This is a genomic window from Kluyvera genomosp. 2 (assembly GCF_036759865.1).
In the GTDB taxonomy this organism is placed as follows: domain Bacteria; phylum Pseudomonadota; class Gammaproteobacteria; order Enterobacterales; family Enterobacteriaceae; genus Kluyvera; species Kluyvera ascorbata_B.
On sequence record NZ_JAPKIA010000017.1, the window covers coordinates 82,733 to 104,273 of the forward strand.

Annotated in this window: 19 protein-coding genes, 1 pseudogene and 1 other annotated feature; of the genes and pseudogenes, 13 read left to right on the plus strand and 7 right to left on the minus strand. The window is 54.3% G+C overall.

Annotation, left to right across the window (positions count from 1 at the left end):
* Positions 1-28: 28 nt before the first annotated feature.
* Positions 29-1,198 (minus strand): capsule biosynthesis protein, encoded by a 1,170-nt coding sequence (locus V6942_RS18185; protein ID WP_333501621.1) that lies wholly within the window; start codon positions 1,196-1,198, stop codon positions 29-31.
* A 408-nt stretch (positions 1,199-1,606) separates the two neighbouring features.
* Here V6942_RS18185 and V6942_RS18190 point away from each other — a divergent pair, with 408 nt between their 5' ends.
* Positions 1,607-3,148, plus strand: coding sequence for a hypothetical protein (locus V6942_RS18190; RefSeq protein ID WP_333501622.1), 1,542 nt, complete (start codon positions 1,607-1,609; stop codon positions 3,146-3,148).
* 40 nt (positions 3,149-3,188) lie between these two features.
* On the opposite strand, the gene ettA is transcribed toward V6942_RS18190, so the two are convergent.
* Positions 3,189-4,856 (minus strand): energy-dependent translational throttle protein EttA, encoded by a 1,668-nt coding sequence (gene ettA, locus V6942_RS18195; RefSeq protein ID WP_182928394.1) that lies wholly within the window; start codon positions 4,854-4,856, stop codon positions 3,189-3,191.
* Positions 4,857-5,077: 221 nt separating this feature from the next.
* Between ettA and sltY the strand changes: the two genes are divergently transcribed.
* Together sltY and trpR are read left to right on the plus strand one after the other, a co-directional pair.
* A complete protein-coding gene (sltY, locus tag V6942_RS18200) occupies positions 5,078-7,015 on the plus strand; it encodes a murein transglycosylase (RefSeq protein ID WP_106925248.1) in 1,938 nt (645 codons plus the stop codon).
* Between the two features lie 63 nt (positions 7,016-7,078).
* Positions 7,079-7,402, plus strand: coding sequence for a trp operon repressor (gene trpR / locus V6942_RS18205; protein WP_106925250.1), 324 nt, complete (start codon positions 7,079-7,081; stop codon positions 7,400-7,402).
* A 129-nt stretch (positions 7,403-7,531) separates the two neighbouring features.
* Here trpR and yjjX read toward each other — a convergent pair whose 3' ends face one another.
* Positions 7,532-8,050, minus strand: coding sequence for an inosine/xanthosine triphosphatase (gene yjjX / locus V6942_RS18210; RefSeq protein ID WP_106925252.1), 519 nt, complete (start codon positions 8,048-8,050; stop codon positions 7,532-7,534).
* A gap of 53 nt (positions 8,051-8,103) precedes the next feature.
* Here yjjX and gpmB point away from each other — a divergent pair, with 53 nt between their 5' ends.
* The gene (gene gpmB, locus V6942_RS18215) at positions 8,104-8,751 is read left to right on the plus strand and encodes a 2,3-diphosphoglycerate-dependent phosphoglycerate mutase GpmB (protein WP_182929499.1); all 648 of its coding nucleotides are present in this window, start codon (positions 8,104-8,106) and stop codon (positions 8,749-8,751) included.
* On the opposite strand, the gene robA is transcribed toward gpmB, so the two are convergent.
* Positions 8,748-9,617, minus strand: a complete 870-nt coding sequence (gene robA / locus V6942_RS18220) for an MDR efflux pump AcrAB transcriptional activator RobA (RefSeq protein WP_106925256.1) — start codon at positions 9,615-9,617, stop codon at positions 8,748-8,750. The genes gpmB and robA overlap by 4 nt on opposite strands.
* Positions 9,618-9,828: 211 nt before the next feature.
* Here robA and creA point away from each other — a divergent pair, with 211 nt between their 5' ends.
* Positions 9,829-10,311: a protein CreA gene (gene creA, locus V6942_RS18225; protein WP_106925258.1), complete on the plus strand. Its 483-nt coding sequence runs from the start codon at positions 9,829-9,831 to the stop codon at positions 10,309-10,311.
* Positions 10,312-10,361: 50 nt separating this feature from the next.
* On the opposite strand, the gene arcA is transcribed toward creA, so the two are convergent.
* Entirely contained in the window at positions 10,362-11,078 is a 717-nt protein-coding gene (gene arcA, locus V6942_RS18230) for a two-component system response regulator ArcA (RefSeq protein WP_015966004.1), read from the minus strand.
* Between the two features lie 96 nt (positions 11,079-11,174).
* Between arcA and yjjY the strand changes: the two are divergent.
* The 7 genes and pseudogenes from yjjY (at position 11,175) to V6942_RS18260 (ending at position 17,962) form a co-directional block, all read left to right on the plus strand.
* Positions 11,175-11,316: pseudogene (gene yjjY / locus V6942_RS18235) on the plus strand (protein YjjY).
* 400 nt (positions 11,317-11,716) lie between these two features.
* Positions 11,717-12,403, plus strand: a complete 687-nt coding sequence (locus tag V6942_RS18240) for a tRNA/rRNA methyltransferase (RefSeq protein ID WP_106925260.1) — start codon at positions 11,717-11,719, stop codon at positions 12,401-12,403.
* 208 nt (positions 12,404-12,611) lie between these two features.
* Positions 12,612-12,680, plus strand: a complete 69-nt coding sequence (gene thrL, locus V6942_RS23480) for a thr operon leader peptide (RefSeq protein WP_072129079.1) — start codon at positions 12,612-12,614, stop codon at positions 12,678-12,680.
* Positions 12,619-12,736, plus strand: a sequence feature (Thr leader region). It overlaps the preceding gene by 62 nt.
* A 25-nt stretch (positions 12,737-12,761) precedes the next feature.
* Entirely contained in the window at positions 12,762-15,224 is a 2,463-nt protein-coding gene (thrA, locus tag V6942_RS18245; protein WP_333501623.1) for a bifunctional aspartate kinase/homoserine dehydrogenase I, read from the plus strand.
* Between the two features lies 1 nt (position 15,225).
* Complete coding sequence (gene thrB, locus V6942_RS18250) at positions 15,226-16,155, plus strand: homoserine kinase (RefSeq protein ID WP_106925264.1); 930 nt, start codon at positions 15,226-15,228, stop codon at positions 16,153-16,155.
* 3 nt (positions 16,156-16,158) lie between these two features.
* The gene (gene thrC / locus V6942_RS18255; RefSeq protein WP_106925266.1) at positions 16,159-17,445 is read left to right on the plus strand and encodes a threonine synthase; all 1,287 of its coding nucleotides are present in this window, start codon (positions 16,159-16,161) and stop codon (positions 17,443-17,445) included.
* Between the two features lie 196 nt (positions 17,446-17,641).
* Entirely contained in the window at positions 17,642-17,962 is a 321-nt protein-coding gene (locus V6942_RS18260) for a DUF2502 domain-containing protein (protein WP_106925268.1), read from the plus strand.
* Between the two features lie 87 nt (positions 17,963-18,049).
* Here V6942_RS18260 and yaaA read toward each other — a convergent pair whose 3' ends face one another.
* On the minus strand, positions 18,050-18,823 hold the full coding sequence (gene yaaA, locus V6942_RS18265) for a peroxide stress protein YaaA (protein ID WP_182966202.1): 774 nt from the start codon (positions 18,821-18,823) through the stop codon (positions 18,050-18,052).
* A 66-nt stretch (positions 18,824-18,889) separates the two neighbouring features.
* Positions 18,890-20,320, minus strand: coding sequence for an alanine/glycine:cation symporter family protein (locus tag V6942_RS18270; protein WP_106925272.1), 1,431 nt, complete (start codon positions 20,318-20,320; stop codon positions 18,890-18,892).
* Positions 20,321-20,572: 252 nt separating this feature from the next.
* Here V6942_RS18270 and tal point away from each other — a divergent pair, with 252 nt between their 5' ends.
* Entirely contained in the window at positions 20,573-21,526 is a 954-nt protein-coding gene (tal, locus tag V6942_RS18275; RefSeq protein ID WP_333501624.1) for a transaldolase, read from the plus strand.
* Positions 21,527-21,541: the final 15 nt, after the last annotated feature.

Genomic DNA, 21,541 nt, shown 5'->3' on the forward strand with positions numbered 1-21,541 from the left:
AGACTCTGTTAATTATATTGGCGGTTAATTAGTCTTTGTGATCTTCAATAATGGCGATCAATAATTTGGCCGTGCCAAAAAGCAGACAACACACCAATAACCAACTGGCTAAGAGATACAGTACATTGGGAAATCTGGATTCTTGCGGCAGCTGCGGTGAGCTAATCACCGACAGCGTTTTTAATTTACGCGCGCTTTCCAGACGCGTTTTTTCAATAGCCTGTAACGCCAGCGCATACAGATCGTTATCGAATTTCACCGTGGTTTTCAGATCTTCAAAATCAGCGGCCATGCTATTCAGTTTCTTACCGTCCGGTGCGGTGATTTTGTTTTGCTCAACGTCAATCTGGGCCTGTAAAGACTTAATCGCATTTTTGGTGCTGACCACCTGCGGTGCATCTTCGCGTAAATAGGTCAGCAGATTACGCAGCTCCGCTTCCATATCGATTCGCTTTGCGATTAGCGTATTGACCAACGTGGTGGCCGCTTCCGCCGACGCCGCCGGGGCGAGCACATTGTTGCTATTCTGGTAGGCTAATAGCTGGGTTTTGCTTGCGCTCAGACGATCCTTTGTTTCCTGCAGCTGCTCTTCGGCAAACTGCATCTGCTCGCGCGAGATTTTGTGCGATAGCTCGTTAATAAAACGCTCGGACTCTTTCAGCACCGCCTGGTTAAATGCCTGTGCGAATTCGGGGGTAAACCCCTGCGTTTCAATAGACAGCAGGCCGGTTTTTTCATCGTAATTTACGCTCAGGCGCGAGCGGTAGTAATCCAGATAACGCTCTGCGGTGATATCGGCGGGGAGGTGGAACAAGAAATCCCAGCCGCTTTGGCTAAACGCGTGATGAAAATTGAGTTTCTTATCCAGCGTTTGCAGCATATCCGGTGAGTTAATGTACTCTTTCAGGTACAACGAATCTTCGGCGGATGACGGGTTAGAGGCCCCCAGCAGCAGGCCGAAATTCAGGTTGGAACTGTCGAGTTCGTTGGGCCGCTTAACCGCGACCTTAGACTCACTGACGTAGCGCGGCTGGCTGAAAACCGCCAGATAGATAATCAACAGGCACATCGGGGCGGCGATAATGGCCTTCCACAGATGGCGCTGAATATCGATTTGTCGGATTTTTTTTATTACCGAGCGAGCCAGCCTTTTTTTTCTGGCAATAAAACGGCTAGATAAAAAATCATTTATTTTCATAGATTATTGGCTTTTTTGTTGAATTAATTCGATGAATAAAAATGGGGTTAAATGATGAAATTATCCGCTCCATTTATTCTTTTTGATTAACTCATATAACCTATGATGTTTGGTGTGATAAAACATCTCATTCCTTTGTGATATTTTTTAACGGCAACCTGTATCCTATGATGTTCCTATCATGGATTATTTTAGTGAATAACTGTGGTGGCTGATTTTGTGCGGCATTTTTAGCACAGTCACTAAAGTATCACAATAGTGATTATGTATTACTCGGTTATCTTAACTGATGTGATATTGATGGTGTTTATTTTTAAAATGAGAGAATGGCTTTGCGTTTGTTAAAAACAAAGTATTTAGTTTGTTTGTGAATGATTTTATTTTTTCTTAAAAACGGATTAAGTATTATTGAATGCATTCTATTCAATACATAATATTGAGGTTTTTATATCTAATATTAATGGAATAAATGAATTAACAAAGTATATTATCTATGAATCAAATGCTTTGAGTTGTACGGTCGGGGAAACTGGAGACTTTATTCGCCTGAATGACGCTATCACCTACTTTTCGCAGTATTATCCGGGCTACGCGGCATCGGGTGTCACTATACGCATCTTTTTGCTGGAAGATTTTGTTATGCGAGAGCAGGTTATCCTCTCGGGTATTGATTTATCCTGGATGGAAGTTTTTTCTGAGCATACGGTAAAAATCATGCGCAGTGCTTTAAAAAACCGTGTTGAAAACTATCTTCCCGTATTTTCAGCAAGCCGTGGTGGGCGGTTGCCGCTAATCAGTGCGCTATTCGATATGGAGTATGTCGAAGGGAGTAAGGATATTTCCGTTGCTTTTCTGGTTCATGGGGCCGGTTCATCGGTCAACTTCTCCACTAGGGCGGGATGCATTAATGCATTCGGTGATGGATTATTAGCGTTATCCGGCGCTTCGTTTGGTGCGGATAACACGCTATGGAACCACTGTGCCGGTGATGGTGTTTCCGCTCGCTCGGGGGCAACCGGTTCGGCAAATGCGAGTGAAGCGAACCGATGCCATAACGGTTTTCTGGCAGAGGGGGCCGTGCTTTCCGCTCAGGGTTCCGTTGCACGTGACTCTCGTTCTGCGGGGTTTGCCTCCCGAATGAGCGGCTCGATGAATGCGGAAGGGGCTGATGCGCAGAATGGGCTTAACTACGGTTTTTATGCTTCCATATCCAGTCTCCTGAATGTGACGCGCGGAAACTGTAGCGGTTGTCGATTTGGTATTACCGGCCAGCGAGGAAGCAAAATTGCGGCTGAGGAAGTGATAGCGGATAACTGCACGGAAACCAATATTTCTGCGAGACGTTACACGGAAATCGAAGCGCAGAGTTGCCATGCGGTCAATACAGACACGACGCCGCTCTACTGCATCCGGGCCAACTACTCCGGGTCAGTGATTGTGGAGAGCGGTACCGTCGGCGGATCGTGTACGGATAATCTTTGCCGCGCGACGACGAATGCTGAGATTCAGGCTACTGATGCAAGTCTGGCCGGTGGTATTGGCAAATGCGTGGCTGTTTTTGTCGATGAAAGCGCTAATTTTAATGGTCGAAGAATGACATTAGACCACTCTCTGTCATCGGGCACGGCGGTACAGATTTCTCGTGCCAGCACCGCCGACTTGTCCCATTCCATCATTAACAATGCTGGGAATTATGGTGTTCTGGTGCAGTATGGGGCGAATGTTTCACTGGATGATGCCATGGTGCGCGGAAGCCATAATTATTCTCTCTACGTGACCGATGGCGGGAAGGTTTCTGCAATTAAAGCGGATTTACAGCAGGTTGCCGGTACGGATGCCAGAACGAATATAGTGATTTCTCGGGGGGGAATAATTTCTGCTGCTCAATCAATTGGCGGCGTCTATACAGCCGCAAACACCATTTCTGATGCCGGGATTATCTTTAGGTAATAAAACGGGAACAGGGTTGCCCCCGTTCCCGTGGTTGTTCTTACTTCGCAATACGCTTGTACTTAATACGCTTCGGCTCCAGCGCATCCGCGCCCAGCGTGCGTTTCTTGTACTCTTCGTATTCGGTGAAGTTACCTTCAAAGAACTCCACTTTACCTTCATCCTGATAGTCCAGAATGTGGGTCGCGATACGGTCGAGGAACCAACGGTCGTGCGAGATAACCATTGCGCAGCCCGGGAACTCCAGCAGGGCGTTTTCCAGCGCGCGCAGGGTTTCGATATCCAGGTCGTTGGTCGGTTCATCGAGCAGCAGGACGTTGCCGCCCACCTGCAGCAGCTTCGCCAGGTGCAGACGACCGCGCTCACCGCCGGACAGCTCGCCAACGCGTTTGCCCTGGTCGACGCCTTTAAAGTTAAAGCGGCCAACGTAGGCGCGGCTTGGCATCTCGGTGTTGCCGATCTTCATGATATCCAGCCCGCCGGACACTTCTTCCCACACGGTTTTGCTGTTATCCATCGCATCGCGGAACTGGTCAACCGAAGCCAGCTTCACGGTTTCACCCAGGGTGATTGAGCCGCTGTCAGGCTGTTCCTGGCCAGACATCATGCGGAACAGGGTCGATTTACCCGCGCCGTTCGGGCCGATGATCCCGACAATCGCGCCTTTCGGCACGGAGAAGCTCAGGTCGTCGATCAGCACGCGGTCGCCATAGGACTTACGCAGGTTGCTGACTTCCACAACTTTGTCGCCCAGACGTGCGCCAGGTGGAATGAACAGTTCGTTGGTTTCGTTACGTTTCTGATACTCAACGTTGTTGAGCTCTTCAAAACGCGCCAGACGTGCTTTGCCTTTAGACTGACGGCCTTTCGCGCCCTGACGAACCCACTCCAGCTCTTTCTCGATGGATTTACGGCGAGCCGCTTCCTGAGAGGCTTCCTGAGCCAGACGCTGATCTTTCTGCTCCAGCCAGGAGGAGTAGTTACCTTCCCACGGAATACCTTCACCGCGGTCAAGTTCGAGGATCCAACCGGCAACGTTATCGAGGAAGTAACGGTCGTGGGTAATCGCCACAACGGTGCCTTCGAAGTCGTGCAGGAAGCGTTCCAGCCATGCGACGGATTCCGCATCCAGGTGGTTAGTGGGTTCGTCGAGCAGCAGCATGTCTGGTTTTTCCAGCAGCAGACGGCACAGCGCGACGCGGCGGCGTTCACCACCGGAGAGTTTTTCGATTTTAGCGTCCCAGTCCGGCAGACGCAGCGCATCAGCGGCGCGCTCAAGCTGCACGTTCAGGTTGTGGCCGTCGTGCGCCTGGATAATTTCTTCGAACTTACCCTGCTGGGCAGCCAGCTTGTCGAAGTCGGCGTCCGGTTCAGCGTACTTGGCGTACACTTCGTCCAGGCCTTTCAGCGCGTTAACCACTTCGGCAACGGCTTCTTCAACGGATTCACGAACGGTATGTTCAGGATTCAGCTGCGGCTCCTGCGGCAGGTAGCCAATTTTAAGGCCCGGCTGCGGGCGCGCTTCACCTTCAATATCGGTATCAATACCGGCCATGATGCGCAGTAGGGTAGATTTACCGGCGCCGTTCAGACCCAGAACACCGATTTTTGCGCCAGGGAAGAAGCTCAGCGAGATGTTTTTAAGAATATGACGTTTCGGCGGAACCACTTTGCCGACACGATGCATGGTATAAACGAATTGAGCCACGTTGGACTTCGCCTCTTTATCGTGATGAATAGAGTTTTTTCAAAGGCGAAGTGTAGCTGTTTTCACCGTCCAATCCCAGCAGGCAAATTCAGCTGCGCGACATCGCAGATAAAACGTAAAAAAGTGTTCACGGCGTGGCGCATTGCGCGATCAGTCGTTAGCATCAATTTATTACGCGGCATGATGCTGCACCGACGTAACGTGACAACGAGGAAGAGCTTGTGCAAAAAGCCCAACAATTTACGTGGCATCTGCTGGCAGCAGGTATCTGCCTGCTGACCGTCAGTAGCGTTGCCCGCGCCGATTCGCTGGACCAGCAGCGCAGCCGCTATGCGCAAATCAAACAGGCCTGGGACAACGGCCAGATGGAGGTGGTGGCGCAGCTCATGCCGACCCTGCGCGACTACCCGCTGTACCCGTACCTGGAATACCGCCAGCTTTCCGGCGATCTGATGAACACGCCCGCGCTGTCTGTCACCCAGTTTGTGCAGGCGAACCCGACGCTGCCGCCTGCCAGAACGTTAAAAAATCGCTTCGTGAATGAGCTCGCCCGGCGCCAGGACTGGCGCGGGCTGCTGGCGTTTAGCCCCGATAAGCCCGGCACTGCGGAGGCGCAGTGTAACTATTACTATGCCAAATATAACGTGGGCGATACCCAGGGCGCCTGGGAGGGGGCAAAAAGCCTGTGGCTTACCGGTCAAAGTCGGCCCAATGCCTGCGATCCGCTGTTTAGCGCCTGGCGCGCGTCCGGTACTCAGGATCCGCTGGCTTACCTGGAGCGCATTCGTCTGGCGATGAAGGCTGGCAATACGGGGCTGGTGAACGTGCTGGCCGGGCAAATGCCGGCCGAATATCAAACGATCGCCAGCGCTATTACCGATCTGAATAACAATCCCAACAACGTGCTGACTTTTGCCCGTACCACCGGGGCGACTGACTTTACCCGTCAGTTGGCGGCGGTCGCGTTTAGCAGCGTTGCCCGCCAGGATGTGGAAAACGCACGGCTGATGATTCCCACGCTGGTGCAGGCGCAGCAGTTGAATGAAGAACAAACTCAGGAGCTGCGCGATATTGTCGCCTGGCGGCTGATGGGCACTGACGTGACCGATGAACAGGCGCGCTGGCGGGATGACGCCATTATGCGTTCGCAGTCGACCTCGCTCATTGAACGCCGCGTGCGTATGGCTCTGGGTACCGGCGACCGTACCGGGCTGAACACCTGGCTGGCACGGTTGCCGATGGAGGCCAAAGAGAAAGACGAGTGGCGCTACTGGCAGGCCGATTTGTTGATGGAGCGAGGGCGCGATGACGAAGCGCGCGGCATTTTGCTGTCGCTGATGCAGCAGCGCGGGTTCTACCCGATGGTGGCGGCGCAGCGTTTGGGCGAGCCTTATATGCTGCGTATCGATAAAGCGCCGGGGGCTATCTCCGCAACGCTGACCGACGGCGCAGAAATGGCGCGCGTGCGCGAACTGATGTACTGGAATCAGGACAACACTGCGCGTAGCGAGTGGGCAAACCTGGTGAGCAGCCGTAATCAAACCGAGCAGGCGCAGCTGGCTCGCTATGCTTTCGATCGCCAATGGTGGGATCTTAGCGTACAGGCAACCATCGCCGGTAAGCTGTGGGACAATTTGCAGGAACGTTTCCCGCTGGCCTATAACGACCTGTTCGTGCGTTACACCGCAGGTAAAGACGTGCCACAAAGCTACGCGATGGCGATTGCACGTCAGGAAAGCGCGTGGAACCCGAAGGTGAAATCACCGGTAGGTGCCAGCGGGCTGATGCAGATTATGCCGGGCACTGCGACCCATACGGTTAAAATGTTTAATCTGCCGGGCTACAGCAATCCTGCGCAGCTGCTCGATCCGGAAACCAATATCAATATTGGCACCAGCTACCTGCAATACGTTTACCAGCAGTTTGAAAATAACCGTATTTTTGCTTCTGCGGCGTATAACGCCGGGCCGGGTCGCGTGCGCACCTGGCTTGGCAACAGCGCCGGGCGCATCGATGCGGTCGCGTTTATCGAGAGCATTCCGTTCTCTGAAACGCGCGGCTACGTGAAGAACGTGCTGGCCTACGATGCCTATTACCGTCACTTTATGGGCCAGAAAGAGGATGTGCTCAGCAGTAATGAGTGGCAACGACGTTACTGATAGGTAAGACCTGTGTTATGCTTGTACTCGTTTAAGAGTACATGCATAACATGGTGGCCTGACATGACCCAACAATCCCCTTATTCAGCGACGATGGCTGAGCAGCGTAACCAGGAGTGGCTTCGCTTTGTGGAGCTTCTGCGTCTGGCATATACCGACGATCTTGCACAGCCGCTGCTTAATTTAATCATGACCCCGGACGAGCGCGAAGCATTGGGTACTCGCGTGCGTATTATCGAAGAACTGCTGCGCGGCGAAATGAGCCAGCGTGAGCTGAAAAACGAGCTGGGCGCGGGGATCGCGACGATCACTCGTGGATCGAACAGCCTGAAATCGGCGCCAGTAGAGCTGCGCCAGTGGCTGGAACAAACCCTACCTAAAACCTAAGCCCGTCATCTGGTAGTGTGCGATGGCTTGCCTGATGGCGCTACGCTTATCAGGCCTACCTGCAGTTGTCGGCCGGATAAGGCGAAGCCGCCATCCGGCAGTGCGCAATGGCTTGCCTGATATCAGTATCTATCGGTGATACAGGTCGTTATGGAACGGGCTAAGCGCCAGCACCACCGCCTGATGGTAAACGCTGCTGCGGGTTAATACGCCGGCGGTGAAAACGCCGATAGCGCCTTCTTTATTGCCAATCTTATCGATGCCGGTGTACTTCGACATCACCGGCCCCAGCGCTTCCCCCGCGCGCACCTGCTCGAGGATTGTCTCCGGCAAAGGCAAGGTGGCGGAACGCGCCTCGCCGCGTTGGTCTCTGCTCTCAATAACCACCCAACTAAAGGTGGCGCCTTCATCAATTCCGGCTTCAATGGCCACCCAAAAATCAGCGTCCGGACGTGCTGCTCGCGCGTTAGCGACCCGGTTACGTGCGCCTGCGCGCGTTTGTTCGCTGCCGAACGGCTGTTCCGGGACGCCGGTATCAACGGAGATCGCATCGACCTGGCAGGATCCTTCGCCAAAAATCTGGTCAAATGCCGCAAGAATTGCCTGAATTTTGGCAGGATTGGTGGTAGCGGAGACAACTTGATGCATAATCTACACAACTCAGATAAAAAAATGTCATCGCAGTATAACGGATAAAAAACATGTTACAGGTATATCTTGTTCGCCATGGCGAAACCCACTGGAACGCCGAGCGGCGTATTCAGGGTCAGTCCGATAGCCCCCTGACGGAGAAAGGGGAGCAGCAGGCGATGCAGGTAGGCGAGCGCGTGCGCACCTACGGCATCACCCACGTCATTGCCAGCGATCTGGGCCGTACGCGCCGTACCGCTGAGATCATTGCCGATGCCTGCGGCTGTGGTGTCACGCTGGATGCGCGCCTGCGCGAGTTAGATATGGGGGTGCTGGAGCAGCGCCACCTCGATTCATTAACCGCGGAGGAAGAGCTGTGGCGTCGTCAGGTGGTTAACGGCACGCCGGACGGGCGTATTCCGCAGGGCGAATCTATGCAGGAGCTGAGCGAGCGTATGCATGCGGCGCTGGCCGCCTGTCTCGATCTGCCAACCGGCAGTCGCCCGCTGCTGGTGAGCCACGGTATCGCGCTAGGCTGTCTGGTGAGCACTATTCTGGGGCTGCCTGCGCACGCGGAGCGCCGCTTGCGTCTGCGTAACTGCTCTATCTCGCGGGTGGATTATCAGGAAAGCCTGTGGTTGGCGCCGGGATGGGTGGTTGAAACGGCAGGGGATATCTCACATCTCGATACCCCTGCGTTGGATGAGCTACAGCGTTAACGACGAATTGGAATCAGGTACTCGCAGCGCAGCATAATCGGCGGCTCCTGATTCCGCGCTTCGTCCTGCGGGAAGAAGCGTTCGATGTCCTGACCTTTACGACGCGTCAGGTTAAGCATTGGCATACAGGTACCGTACAGCGTCAGAATAAACTCCTGCACCCCGGTTCCCAATCCTTCGTAGGTAAACATCACGTATTCGCCGCCTTCAAGGGTAACCGGATGCACGTCGTCCACGTGGCCGTTGGCCATCTCTGGCGTCAGCGCGGTGGTATAGAACACTTCCTGCTCGTCGTCTTTCTCCAGGCTAGGGCGAGGCTCGTGCAGCCCGTACAGAATCGGCGGGATGGACGGCGAGTTGGCGAGGAAATCGGTCCAGAACTGGACGCGCATCTGCTGGCGGAAATCGGAGATCTCTTCCAGCTTGCAGGTATAGCTCTGGGTTACGCCCAGCAGATGGGTAGTTGGCAGTGTAATAAACTCGTATTTTGGCATCGTAAACTCGCCCAGGCGCAGAGGCGGCCGCATGCCAAAGGAGCTCCAGTCCGGCGAACGACGATACAGCGCCGGCGTCAGCGTAAACTGCTTTTTGAACGCCCGTGTAAAGGTCTGCTGAGAGTCAAAACGATACTGCAGCGCGATATCAAGGATCGGGCGAGCGGTCAGGCGCAGTGCAACAGCAGATTTAGACAGACGGCGGGCGCGGATATAGGCACCGATGGCATGGCCGGTGACATCTTTGAACATACGCTGCAGATGCCATTTAGAATAACCCGCTTTTGCCGCCACATTATCCAGCGATAGAGGCTGATCCAAATGGCCTTCCAGCCAAACGAGGAGATCGCGAATAATTCCAGCTTGATCCATAAAATGCCCTCATCCTTAAAATCTTATGTGCCTGTTACCAAAGTAGCGGATAATAGCATCTTTTGCTGTTTTAGCATTCGGTGTTTTTTTTATGCATAAATGCGTTTTAACACTCGATATTGCCCTATTTTTTGTAAAGCTGTGATCTTTAAACATTTTCTAATTAGATATTGAATAATCACCCGACTCAATCGACGGAAATGGTAACAATATGAAATACAAGAAATTAATGGCTGGCCTGTTGCTCAGCGTCTCCAGCCTGGCGGCCCACGCGGAGCAGATTGGTTCTGTTGATACGGTTTTCAAAATGTTCGGGCCCGATCATAAAATCGTGGTAGAAGCGTTTGACGATCCGGACGTGCAGAATGTCACCTGCTACGTGAGCCGAGCGAAGACTGGCGGTATTAAAGGGGGGCTGGGGCTGGCTGAAGATACCTCAGATGCGGCGATTTCCTGCCAGCAGATTGGACCGGTTACCCTCAGCGACAAAATTAAGAATGGCAAAGCGGACGGTGACGTGGTCTTTAAAAAGCGCACATCGCTGGTGTTTAAATCACTACAGGTTGTGCGGTTCTACGATAAGAAACGTAACGTGCTGGCCTACTTAGCCTATTCAGACAAAGTCGTTGACGGTTCGCCAAAGAATGCGATCAGCGCGGTACCTATTATGCCGTGGGGCGTCGAAGCGAAGTAGGATAGGATTAAGGCAAATAAAAACGGCGCTTAACGCGCCGTTTTGTTTTTTTATTCCTGCAGCTCGCCGCAGAAGCGGTAACCTTCGCCGTGAATGGTGGCGATGATTTCCGGCGTATCCGGCGTAGACTCAAAATGCTTACGGATGCGACGAATGGTCACGTCAACCGTACGGTCGTGCGGCTTCAGCTCACGGCCGGTCATTTTCTTCAGCAGTTCAGCACGAGACTGAATCTTGCCCGGGTTCTCACAGAAGTGCAGCATCGCGCGGAATTCACTGCGCGGCAGCTTGTACTGCTCGCCGTTCGGGCTCACCAGAGAGCGGCTGTTGATGTCCAGCTCCCAGCCGTTGAACTTGTAGCTTTCTACGCTACGGCGTTCTTCGCTGACGGTACCCAGGTTCATGGTACGGGACAGCAGGTTGCGCGCACGGATGGTCAGTTCACGCGGGTTGAACGGCTTGGTGATGTAATCATCTGCGCCAATTTCCAGACCGAGGATTTTGTCGACTTCATTGTCGCGGCCGGTCAGGAACATCAGGGCAACGTTCGCTTGCTCACGCAGTTCGCGCGCCAGCAGCAGGCCATTTTTCCCTGGCAGGTTGATATCCATGATTACCAGGTTGATATCATTTTCAGACAGGATCTGATGCATTTCCGCGCCATCGGTCGCTTCGAAAACATCGTAGCCTTCTGCTTCGAAAATACTTTTTAACGTGTTGCGTGTTACCAACTCGTCTTCAACGATAAGAATGTGCGGGGTCTGCATGTTTGCTACCTAAATTGCCAACTAAATCGAAACAGGAAGTACCAATAGTCCCTGACCTGCCTGATGCATGTCGAAAATTAACATGATCGGCGTAACATGACTAAAGTACGTAATTGCGTTCTTGATGCACTTTCCATCAACGTCAACAACATCATTAGCTTGGTCGTGGGTACTCTTCCCTCTGGACCCGACAGTGTCAAAAACGGTTGTCATCCTAACCATTTTAACAGCAACATAACAGGTAAAGAGGCACCAGACCGCCAATAAACCTACGCTTCGTTGACATATATCAAGTTCAATTGTAGCACGTTAACAGTTTGGTGAAATCATCACTCCGGAATGATAACGCCTATCACATTTTTTCCACAACTCAAGTAGTTGCACAGGTTAACTGATAAATGTGGTGAATCCAATTACTATCGTTCAGCGCGAATGGAAATAGTTCATATAAACAGTAAGATATCTGCTATCTGTTAACATAAAATACGCCATATATTGCCGTAAATAGTTTAGCGTCTTTTATGTATTGTGAAACATCATTTCAGTGATTTTTGTTGCATTTTTGTAAATTCGCGCTGCGCAATATGTTGAAGTACATCACATTATTGCCTGAAGACAGCAAATTAAGAGAACTTTAAATGCGCTTATCTATTGTGCTGGTTTCGCCAGCAAGGGCCGAAAATATCGGCGCCGCCGCCCGGGCCATGAAAACGATGGGATTTAACGACCTACGTATTGTCGATAGCGTTGCCCATCTGGAACCGGCGGCCGGGTGGGTCGCTCACGGCTCTTCTGACATCCTCGAAGGCATTACCTGCTATCCCACGCTGGCAGAGGCGCTTCACGATGTGGACTTCACCGTTGCCACGACGGCGCGCAGCCGCGCACGCTTTCACTACTACGCGACGCCGCAGGAGCTGGTGCCGATGCTGGCGGAAAAAGCGCAGTGGATGGGCCATGCGGCGCTGGTGTTTGGTCGTGAAGATTCCGGGCTCACCAACGATGAGCTGGCGTTAGCCGATGTGTTAACCGGCGTACCGATGGTGGCTGATTATCCTTCATTGAATCTCGGGCAGGCGGTGATGGTTTATTGTTATCAGCTCTCGTCACTGTTACAAACGGCAAACCCGGTAGTCACGGAGAGTGACGAAAATCAGCTGATTGCGTTAAGAGCGCGTATCACGCGTTTGCTTGAACGACTCGAGGTGGCTGGAGATGTAAAACTGGCCGACTGGCTGCAACAACGTATTGGCTTACTCGAGCAACGTGATACGGCAATGTTGCACAGATTACTGCATGATATTGAAAAAAATATTCCAGAGTAAAGTTCTGTCATTTGATTTCTTTATGGTGTTATTACCCGGTAATGTATCTGTCTTATGGCTATATTGGTGGTTTGTTGCGGGCTGTATGGGCGTATGTGAAGTGGTTGCGAAACGTGACGAAGTTAAAAATACATTGACTTAGATGGCCAGATACTTTAACCAATATAGGTATAGCACAGACAGCTAAATAACAGAGCACACAACATCCATGATTCGCATCAGCAGCATTATGACCATTACCACCACCACTATTACCACAGGTAACGGTGCGGGCTGACGCGTACAGGAAACACAGAAAAAAGCCCGCACCTAAACAGTGCGGGCTTTTTTTTCGACTGAAGATCAAGGGGTAAAAACCATGCGAGTCTTGAAGTTCGGCGGTACATCAGTGGCAAATGCGGAACGGTTTCTGCGTGTTGCCGACATTCTGGAAAGTAACGCCAGGCAGGGGCAGGTAGCAACCGTGCTCTCTGCCCCGGCAAAAATCACCAACCATCTGGTGGCGATGATTGAAAAAACCATTGGCGGCCAGGACGCGCTGACCAATATCGCCGACGCCGAACGTATCTTTGCTGAACTTCTTCAAGGGCTTGCTACCGCTCAGCCGGGATTCCCGCTGGCGGAACTGAAGGCGGCCGTTGAGCTCGAATTTGCCCAGATCAAACATATTCTCCACGGTATCAGCCTGCTCGGGCAGTGCCCTGACAGCGTCAACGCGGGCCTGATCTGCCGCGGCGAGAAGCTGTCTATCGCCATCATGGCGGGGCTGCTGAGCGCACGTGGCCACAAGGTCACGGTGATTAACCCGGTTGAGAAACTGCTGGCCGTTGGCCATTACCTTGAATCTACAGTCGATATTGCTGAATCAACTCGTCGCATTGCGGCCAGCCAGATCCCGGCGGATCACATGGTGCTGATGGCGGGCTTTACCGCCGGCAATGAAAAAGGCGAGCTGGTGGTGTTGGGGCGTAACGGTTCTGACTACTCTGCCGCCGTGCTGGCTGCCTGTCTACGTGCAGACTGTTGTGAAATCTGGACCGATGTCGACGGCGTCTACACCTGCGACCCGCGCCAGGTGCCGGATGCGGTGCTGCTGAAAAGCATGTCCTATCAGGAAGCAATGGAGCTTTCCTACTTTGGTGCGAAAGTCCTTCACCCGCGTACCATTGCCCCTATCGCTCAGTTCCAGATTCCTTGCCTGATCAAAAATACTGGTAACCCGCAGGCGCCGGGCACGCTCATCGGCACCAGCAGCGACGATGACTCGCTGCCGGTGAAGGGTATCTCTAACCTCAACAACATGGCGATGTTCAACGTCTCTGGCCCGGGCATGAAAGGCATGGTCGGCATGGCGGCGCGCGTGTTTGCCACCATGTCCCGCGCGGGCATTTCGGTGGTATTGATTACCCAGTCCTCTTCCGAATACAGCATCAGCTTCTGCGTGCCGCAAAGCGACTGCGCGCGTGCGCGCAAGGCTATGGAGGATGAGTTCTATCTGGAGCTGAAAGAAGAGCTGCTGGAGCCGCTGTCTATTATGGAGCGTCTGGCCATTATCTCCGTTGTTGGCGACGGCATGCGCACGCTGCGCGGTATCTCAGCGAAGTTTTTCGCGGCACTTGCCCGCGCCAATATCAACATTGTGGCCATTGCTCAGGGATCTTCCGAGCGTTCTATCTCCGTAGTGGTGAACAACGACGACGCCACGACCGGCGTGCGCGTGACGCACCAGATGCTGTTTAACACCGATCAGGTCATTGAAGTGTTCCTGGTGGGCGTTGGCGGGGTAGGCGGTGCGCTGCTTGAGCAGATCAAACGTCAGCAGGCGTGGCTGAAGAAGAAGCACATTGACCTGCGCGTCTGCGGCGTTGCCAACTCGCGCGCGCTGCTGACCAACGTGCACGGGCTGAATCTTGAGAACTGGCAGTCGGAGCTTTCGGAAGCCAAAGAGCCGTTCAACCTGGGCCGCTTGATTCGCCTGGTGAAAGAGTATCACCTGCTGAATCCGGTGATCGTTGACTGCACCTCCAGCCAGGCGGTAGCCGATCAGTACGCCGACTTCCTGCGCGAAGGGTTCCACGTGGTGACGCCGAACAAAAAGGCCAATACATCGTCGATGGATTACTACCATCAGCTGCGTCATGCGGCAGGGCAATCGCGGCGTAAATTCCTCTACGACACTAACGTCGGCGCAGGTCTGCCGGTGATTGAGAACCTGCAAAATCTGCTGAATGCGGGCGATGAGCTGCAGCATTTCTCCGGCATTCTTTCTGGCTCGCTGTCGTTTATTTTCGGCAAGCTTGATGAAGGCATGAGCCTGTCCGCGGCGACCGCCGTCGCGCGCGAGCTGGGCTATACCGAGCCGGACCCGCGTGACGATCTGTCCGGTATGGACGTGGCGCGTAAGCTGCTCATTCTGGCGCGAGAAACCGGGCGCAGCCTTGAGTTGAGTGATATCGTGGTCGAATCGGTGCTGCCGTCGAGCTTCGACGCCTCGGGCGATACCGACAGCTTTATGGCGCGTCTGCCGCAGCTGGATGATGAATTTTCCGCGCGCGTCGCTAAAGCGCGTGATGAAGGCAAAGTGCTGCGCTACGTGGGCAACATCGAGGAAGACGGCGTCTGCCGGGTGAAAATTGCCGCCGTTGACGGCAACGATCCGCTGTTCAAAGTAAAAAACGGCGAGAACGCGCTGGCGTTCTACAGCCACTACTACCAGCCGCTGCCGCTGGTGCTGCGCGGCTATGGCGCAGGCAACGACGTGACGGCGGCAGGGGTGTTTGCCGATTTGCTGCGCACATTGTCATGGAAGTTAGGAGTTTAAAATGGTTAAGGTGTATGCCCCGGCTTCCAGTGCCAATATGAGCGTCGGGTTTGATGTACTGGGTGCCGCCGTCACGCCGGTTGACGGCAGCCTGCTGGGCGATAACGTCTCGGTTGAAGCGGCAGACCGTTTCAGCCTGCAAAATGTGGGGCGCTTTGCGGATAAACTGCCGAGCGTGGCCCAGGAAAATATTGTTTATCAATGCTGGGAGCGCTTCTGCCAGGAAATAGGCAAAGAAATCCCGGTGGCGATGACGCTGGAAAAAAATATGCCGATTGGTTCAGGGCTGGGCTCCAGCGCCTGTTCCGTTGTCGCTGCGCTGGTAGCGATGAATGAACACTGCGGTAAGCCGCTGGACGAAACCCGCATGCTGGCCCTGATGGGCGAGCTGGAAGGGCGCATCTCCGGCAGCGTGCACTACGATAACGTTGCGCCGTGCTATCTGGGCGGCATGCAGCTGATGATCGAAGAGAACGGGATTATCAGCCAGCAGGTTCCTTGTTTTGATGAGTGGCTGTGGGTGCTGGCCTATCCGGGGATCAAGGTCTCAACGGCGGAGGCGCGCGCGATTCTGCCTGCGCAGTATCGCCGTCAGGACTGCATCGCGCATGGCCGCCATCTGGCTGGGTTTATTCACGCCTGCTACTCACGCCAGCCCCAGTTGGCTGCGAAACTGATGAAAGACGTGATTGCCGAGCCATACCGTACCAAACTGCTGCCGGGCTTCAGCGAGGCGCGTCAGGCGGTGGCGGGCATTGGCGCCGTTGCCTGCGGGATCTCCGGTTCCGGCCCAACGCTGTTTGCGCTGTGTGATAAACCCGATACCGCACAGCGAGTGGCCGATTGGCTTGGCCAGAATTACCTGCAAAATCAAGAAGGTTTTGTTCATATTTGCCGTCTGGATACAGCCGGCGCACGAGTCGTGGGATAACCGATGAAACTCTATAACTTAAAAGATCACAATGAACAGGTCAGCTTCGCGCAGGCCGTTACGCAAGGCCTTGGCAAGCAACAGGGGCTGTTTTTCCCGCACGATCTGCCGGAATTCAACCTGACCGACATTGATGACCTGTTAACGCAGGATTTCGTCACCCGCAGCGCGAAAATACTCTCCGCGTTTATCGGCGATGAGATCCCACAGGATGAGCTCGCTGCGCGCATTGCGACGGCATTTACCTTCCCGGCGCCGGTGAACAAGGTGCAGGAAGACGTTGGCTGCCTGGAGCTGTTCCACGGTCCGACCCTGGCGTTTAAAGACTTCGGCGGCCGCTTTATGGCGCAGATGCTGACCCATATTGCAGGCGATAAGCCGGTGACCATCCTGACGGCAACCTCCGGCGACACCGGTGCTGCCGTGGCGCATGCGTTCTACGGCCTGCCGAACGTCAACGTGGTGATTCTGTACCCGCGCGGCAAAATCAGCCCGCTGCAGGAGAAGCTGTTCTGTACGCTGGGCGGCAACATTGAAACTGTCGCCATTGACGGTGATTTCGACGCCTGCCAGGCGCTGGTGAAACAGGCCTTCGATGATGAAGAACTGAAGGTTGCACTGGGTCTGAACTCCGCAAACTCCATCAACATCAGCCGCCTGCTGGCGCAAATCTGCTACTACTTCGAAGCGGTAGCGCAGCTGCCTCAGGAAGCGCGTAACCAGCTGGTGATTTCCGTGCCGAGCGGTAACTTCGGCGATCTGACCGCGGGCCTGCTGGCTAAATCGCTGGGCCTGCCGGTGAAACGCTTTATCGCCGCCACCAATGCCAACGACACCGTGCCGCGCTTCCTGCAGGATGGGAAGTGGGCGCCGAAGGCCACTCAGGCGACGCTGTCGAACGCAATGGACGTGAGCCAGCCGAACAACTGGCCGCGTGTAGAAGAGCTGTTCCGCCGTAAAATCTGGCGCCTGAACGAACTGGGTTATGCGGCGGTGGATGATGAAACGACAAAGGCCACTATGCGTGAACTGCAGTCGCTGGGCTACACCTCCGAACCGCACGCGGCGATTGCCTACCGTGCACTGCGTGACCAGCTGCAGCCGGGTGAATATGGTCTGTTCCTCGGCACCGCGCATCCGGCGAAGTTTAAGGAAAGCGTGGAAGCGATCCTGGGCGAAACCCTGCCGCTGCCTAAAGCGCTGGCAGACCGCGCCGACCTGCCGCTGCTGTCTCACAACCTGCCGGCCGACTATGCCGCACTGCGCCAGCTGATGATGCGCAACGCGTAATCTTCTCCGTTTCCTCCTTCCCTGTGGAGGGGGAAATAGGGAGAAATTATGCAGACATTCCGCAGGGAAAAAGGAGATATTCCCAATAAATGCGGGGCGTTAGATTATAGGATTGCGGAGAATAACAACGCGGGTTCTACGGCGGTAAGCTTTGTTCATCGGCCATACTGGCGAACGAAGAATCAAGGAGTTACCCATGTTAAAACCTGCGATGTTGGCACTGGCTATGATGCTGGCGGCTCCGGTTATGACTCAGGCCGCAGAGATCACGTTGGTCCCGGCGGTGAAGCTGCAAATTGGCGACCAGGATAATGACGGGCGTTACTGGGATGGCGGCCACTGGCGTGACCATAGCTGGTGGAACGATCATTATGAATGGCGCGACAACCGCTGGAATCCTCATACGCCGCCGCATCATGATAAACGCGATCGCGACGACCGCCATGACGATCGGGGTCATAACGAGCGTGGACATGGCGACGATCGTCGCCTGCCACCGCCCAATGACCATCACTAACTTGTCGGCCGACTAAGGCAACGCCGCCATCCTGCGATCGCTATCGATCTGCCAGATGGCGCTTTGCTTATCAGGCCCGCGGGGTTATCACTGTTCGTGGCGCTTGAAGACCAGCTCTTCGGCGCTCGAACTTTCCGCATCAAAGAAATACCCTTCGCTATCAAATCCGGTCAGCTGTTCAGGTTTCGACAGGCGATTTTCAATGATATAGCGGCTCATCAGCCCGCGCGCTTTTTTGGCATAGAAGCTGATCACCTTGAATTTGCCGTTTTTCTCGTCGAGGAACACGGGCTTAATGATGCTTCCCTTCAGTGCTTTCGGTTTTACCGAACGGAAATACTCGTCTGACGCCAGGTTGATGACGATGTCGTCGCCCTGTTCACGCAGCGCGGCGTTCAACGTCTGGGTGATTTCCTCTCCCCAGAACTGGTACAGATCCTTTCCGCGCGGGTTCTCCAGGCGAATGCCCATTTCCAGACGGTACGGCTGCATCAGATCCAGCGGACGCAGCACGCCGTAAAGGCCGGAAAGCATGCGCAGGTGCTGCTGAGCGAAGTCAAAATCAGCATCGCTAAAGGTTTCTGCCTGTAGCCCGGTGTAGACGTCGCCTTTGAAGGCCAGAATCGCCTGACGGGCGTTATCCGGCGTGAAGTCCGGATGCCAGTCGTGGAAGCGGGTAGCGTTTAGGTCCGCTAGCTTGTCGCTAATCCCCATCAGCGCTTTAATTTGCGGAGCAGAAAGCTTTCGCGCTTCTCGTATCAGCGTTTGAGCGTGCTCCAGCAGCATGGGCTGGGTATAGCGGGTGGTGGCAAGCTTGCTTTGGTAATCGAGCGTTTTAGCAGGCGAAATCAGAATCAGCATATCCAGTCCTTGCAGAAAATTTCACTCAACTTTAACAAAAAAACGGCCACAGGTGATCGATTGCTGCTATTGGCGCGGCGGCTGATCCCAGCTTTCCGGCGCCAGCTGCCGGGCGATTTCGGGGTAATAGTCCGGGTCGAACACCGGCGTCACGCCCAGTTTTCGCTGGCGCAGATAATCCAGAGCGATAATTCTGACCACCGGTGAGAGCAGCAGAATGGCCGACAGGTTGGTAATGGCCATCAGCGCCATAATCACATCCGCCATTTGCCAGACCACCGGTAGGCTCAGTTGGCTGCCGATGAATACCATCAGCAGCGTGCACAGCCGCAGCAGCCAGATGGCCCATGGCTTATTCCAGCGCAGAAAGATCAGGTTGTTTTCGGCATAGATATAGTTAGCCACGATGGAGCTAAAGGCGAACATAATCATCACCACCGCCACAAAGCTAGCGCCCCAGCTACCGACCAGCACGCTCATGGCGTGTTGCACCAGTTGGATTCCATCATAGCTGGTGGTTTTTGTGCCGTGACCCGCCAGCAGCACGATCATCGCACTGGCGCTGCAGATAACGACGGTATCAAGCAACACGCCGATCATCTGCACAATACCCTGGGCCGCCGGATGCGGTGGGAAGGAGGCTGCCGCCGCCGCCGCGTTAGGCGTGGAGCCCATGCCGGCTTCATTAGAGAACATGCTGCGCTGAAAGCCGCTGGTAATGGCCTGGCTGACGCTATAGCCCACGGCACCGGCAGCAGCTTCTTGCCAGCCAAAGGCGCTACGCACGATCATGCTGATGATGGCGGGCATTTCAACAATGTGCCAAAGGGTAATCAGCAGACAGACCGATACCCACAACAGCGCCATAAACGGCACCAGCCACTGGCTCAGCCGCGCGACGCCCTTGATGCCGCGGACCATCACCAGCAGGGCGAAGAAGGCCATTACGATGCCGGTCGCGCTTCTGGGGACGTCGAAGGCATATTTCAGCGCGTGCGCGGTGGAGTTGGCCTGCACGGTGTTAAAGATAAGCCCGTAGGCCAGCAGCAGAAACAGCGAAAAGAGTACGCCCATCCAGCGCATGCCGAGCCCGCGCGACATATACCATGCCGGACCGCCGCGAAACTGCCCGTTGGCGTCACGTTCTTTGTAGAGTTGGGCCAGCGAACATTCGGCGAAGCTGCTGGCCATGCCGATAATTGCGGCTACCCACATCCAGAAGACCGCACCGGGGCCGCCGACGGCGATCGCCAGCGCGACGCCGGCAAGGTTACCGCTGCCAACGCGCGCGGCCAGGCTAATACACAGAACCTGGAACGAGGTTAACCCGCCTTCGCAGGGTGCCAGGCTTCTTTTCAGACTTTTGCTAAACTGACGGATGTAGCGAAACTGGATGTAGCCGGTTCTCCATGTAAACCAGATACCACATCCCAGGAGCAGGTAAATCATCACCGAGCCCCACAAAATTTCGCTGATAAAAGACAGGAAATCAGGCATTAAACGTCCTCTTGTCTATGCCGAAATGAGCGGCCGAACCCAGGAAGCAACGTTGCTTCGCACGATTCGATTCAGCCAATGTAAGCGTTACCACAATCAGGATGCAGAAAGCCGGGTCCTGAAAGTCAGATACTTCAGTTTATCATACTCTGCGGTCTCATGACGTCGGCGGTTGCGCTGAGAGAGCGGCGTGATATTATCGGGGCAGACCGGTTACATCCCCCTAACAGCTGTTTAAAGAGAAACACTATCATGACGGATAAATTGACATCTCTGCGTCAGTACACAACCGTAGTGGCTGACACCGGAGACATCGCGGCAATGAAGCTGTATCAGCCTCAGGATGCGACAACCAACCCTTCGCTGATTCTGGGCGCAGCACAGATCCCTGAGTACCGTAAACTGATCGACGATGCGGTAGCATGGGCGCGTAGCCAGAGCAGCGACCGCGCACAGCAGGTTGTCGATGCCACCGATAAACTGGCCGTAAATATCGGTCTGGAAATTCTGAAACTGGTCCCGGGCCGTATCTCTACCGAAGTTGATGCGCGCCTGTCCTATGACACTGAAGCGTCTATCGCGAAAGCGAAGCGCCTGATCAAAATGTACAACGATGCTGGCATCAGCAACGATCGCATTCTGATTAAACTGGCCTCTACCTGGCAGGGCATCCGCGCAGCGGAGCAGCTGGAAAAAGACGGCATCAACTGTAACCTGACTCTGCTGTTCTCCTTCGCGCAGGCGCGCGCTTGTGCGGAAGCGGGCGTGTTCCTGATCTCCCCGTTCGTCGGTCGTATTCTGGATTGGTACAAAGCCAATACCGATAAGAAAGAATACGCGCCTGCGGAAGATCCGGGCGTGGTTTCGGTTAGCGAAATCTACCAGTACTACAAAGAGCACGGTTATGAAACCGTGGTGATGGGCGCAAGCTTCCGTAACATCGGTGAAATCCTTGAGCTGGCAGGCTGTGACCGCCTGACCATCGCCCCGGCGCTGCTGAAAGAACTGGCAGAAAGCGAAGGCCCTCTGGAACGTAAGCTGACCTTTACCGGTGAAGTGAAAGCGCGTCCGAGCCGCATCACCGAGTCTGAGTTCCTGTGGCAGCACAACCAGGATCCGATGGCGGTTGATAAACTGGCGGAAGGTATCCGTAAGTTTGCTATTGACCAGGAAAAACTGGAAAAAATGATCGGCGAACTGCTGTAATTCAGCCTGTTTGCC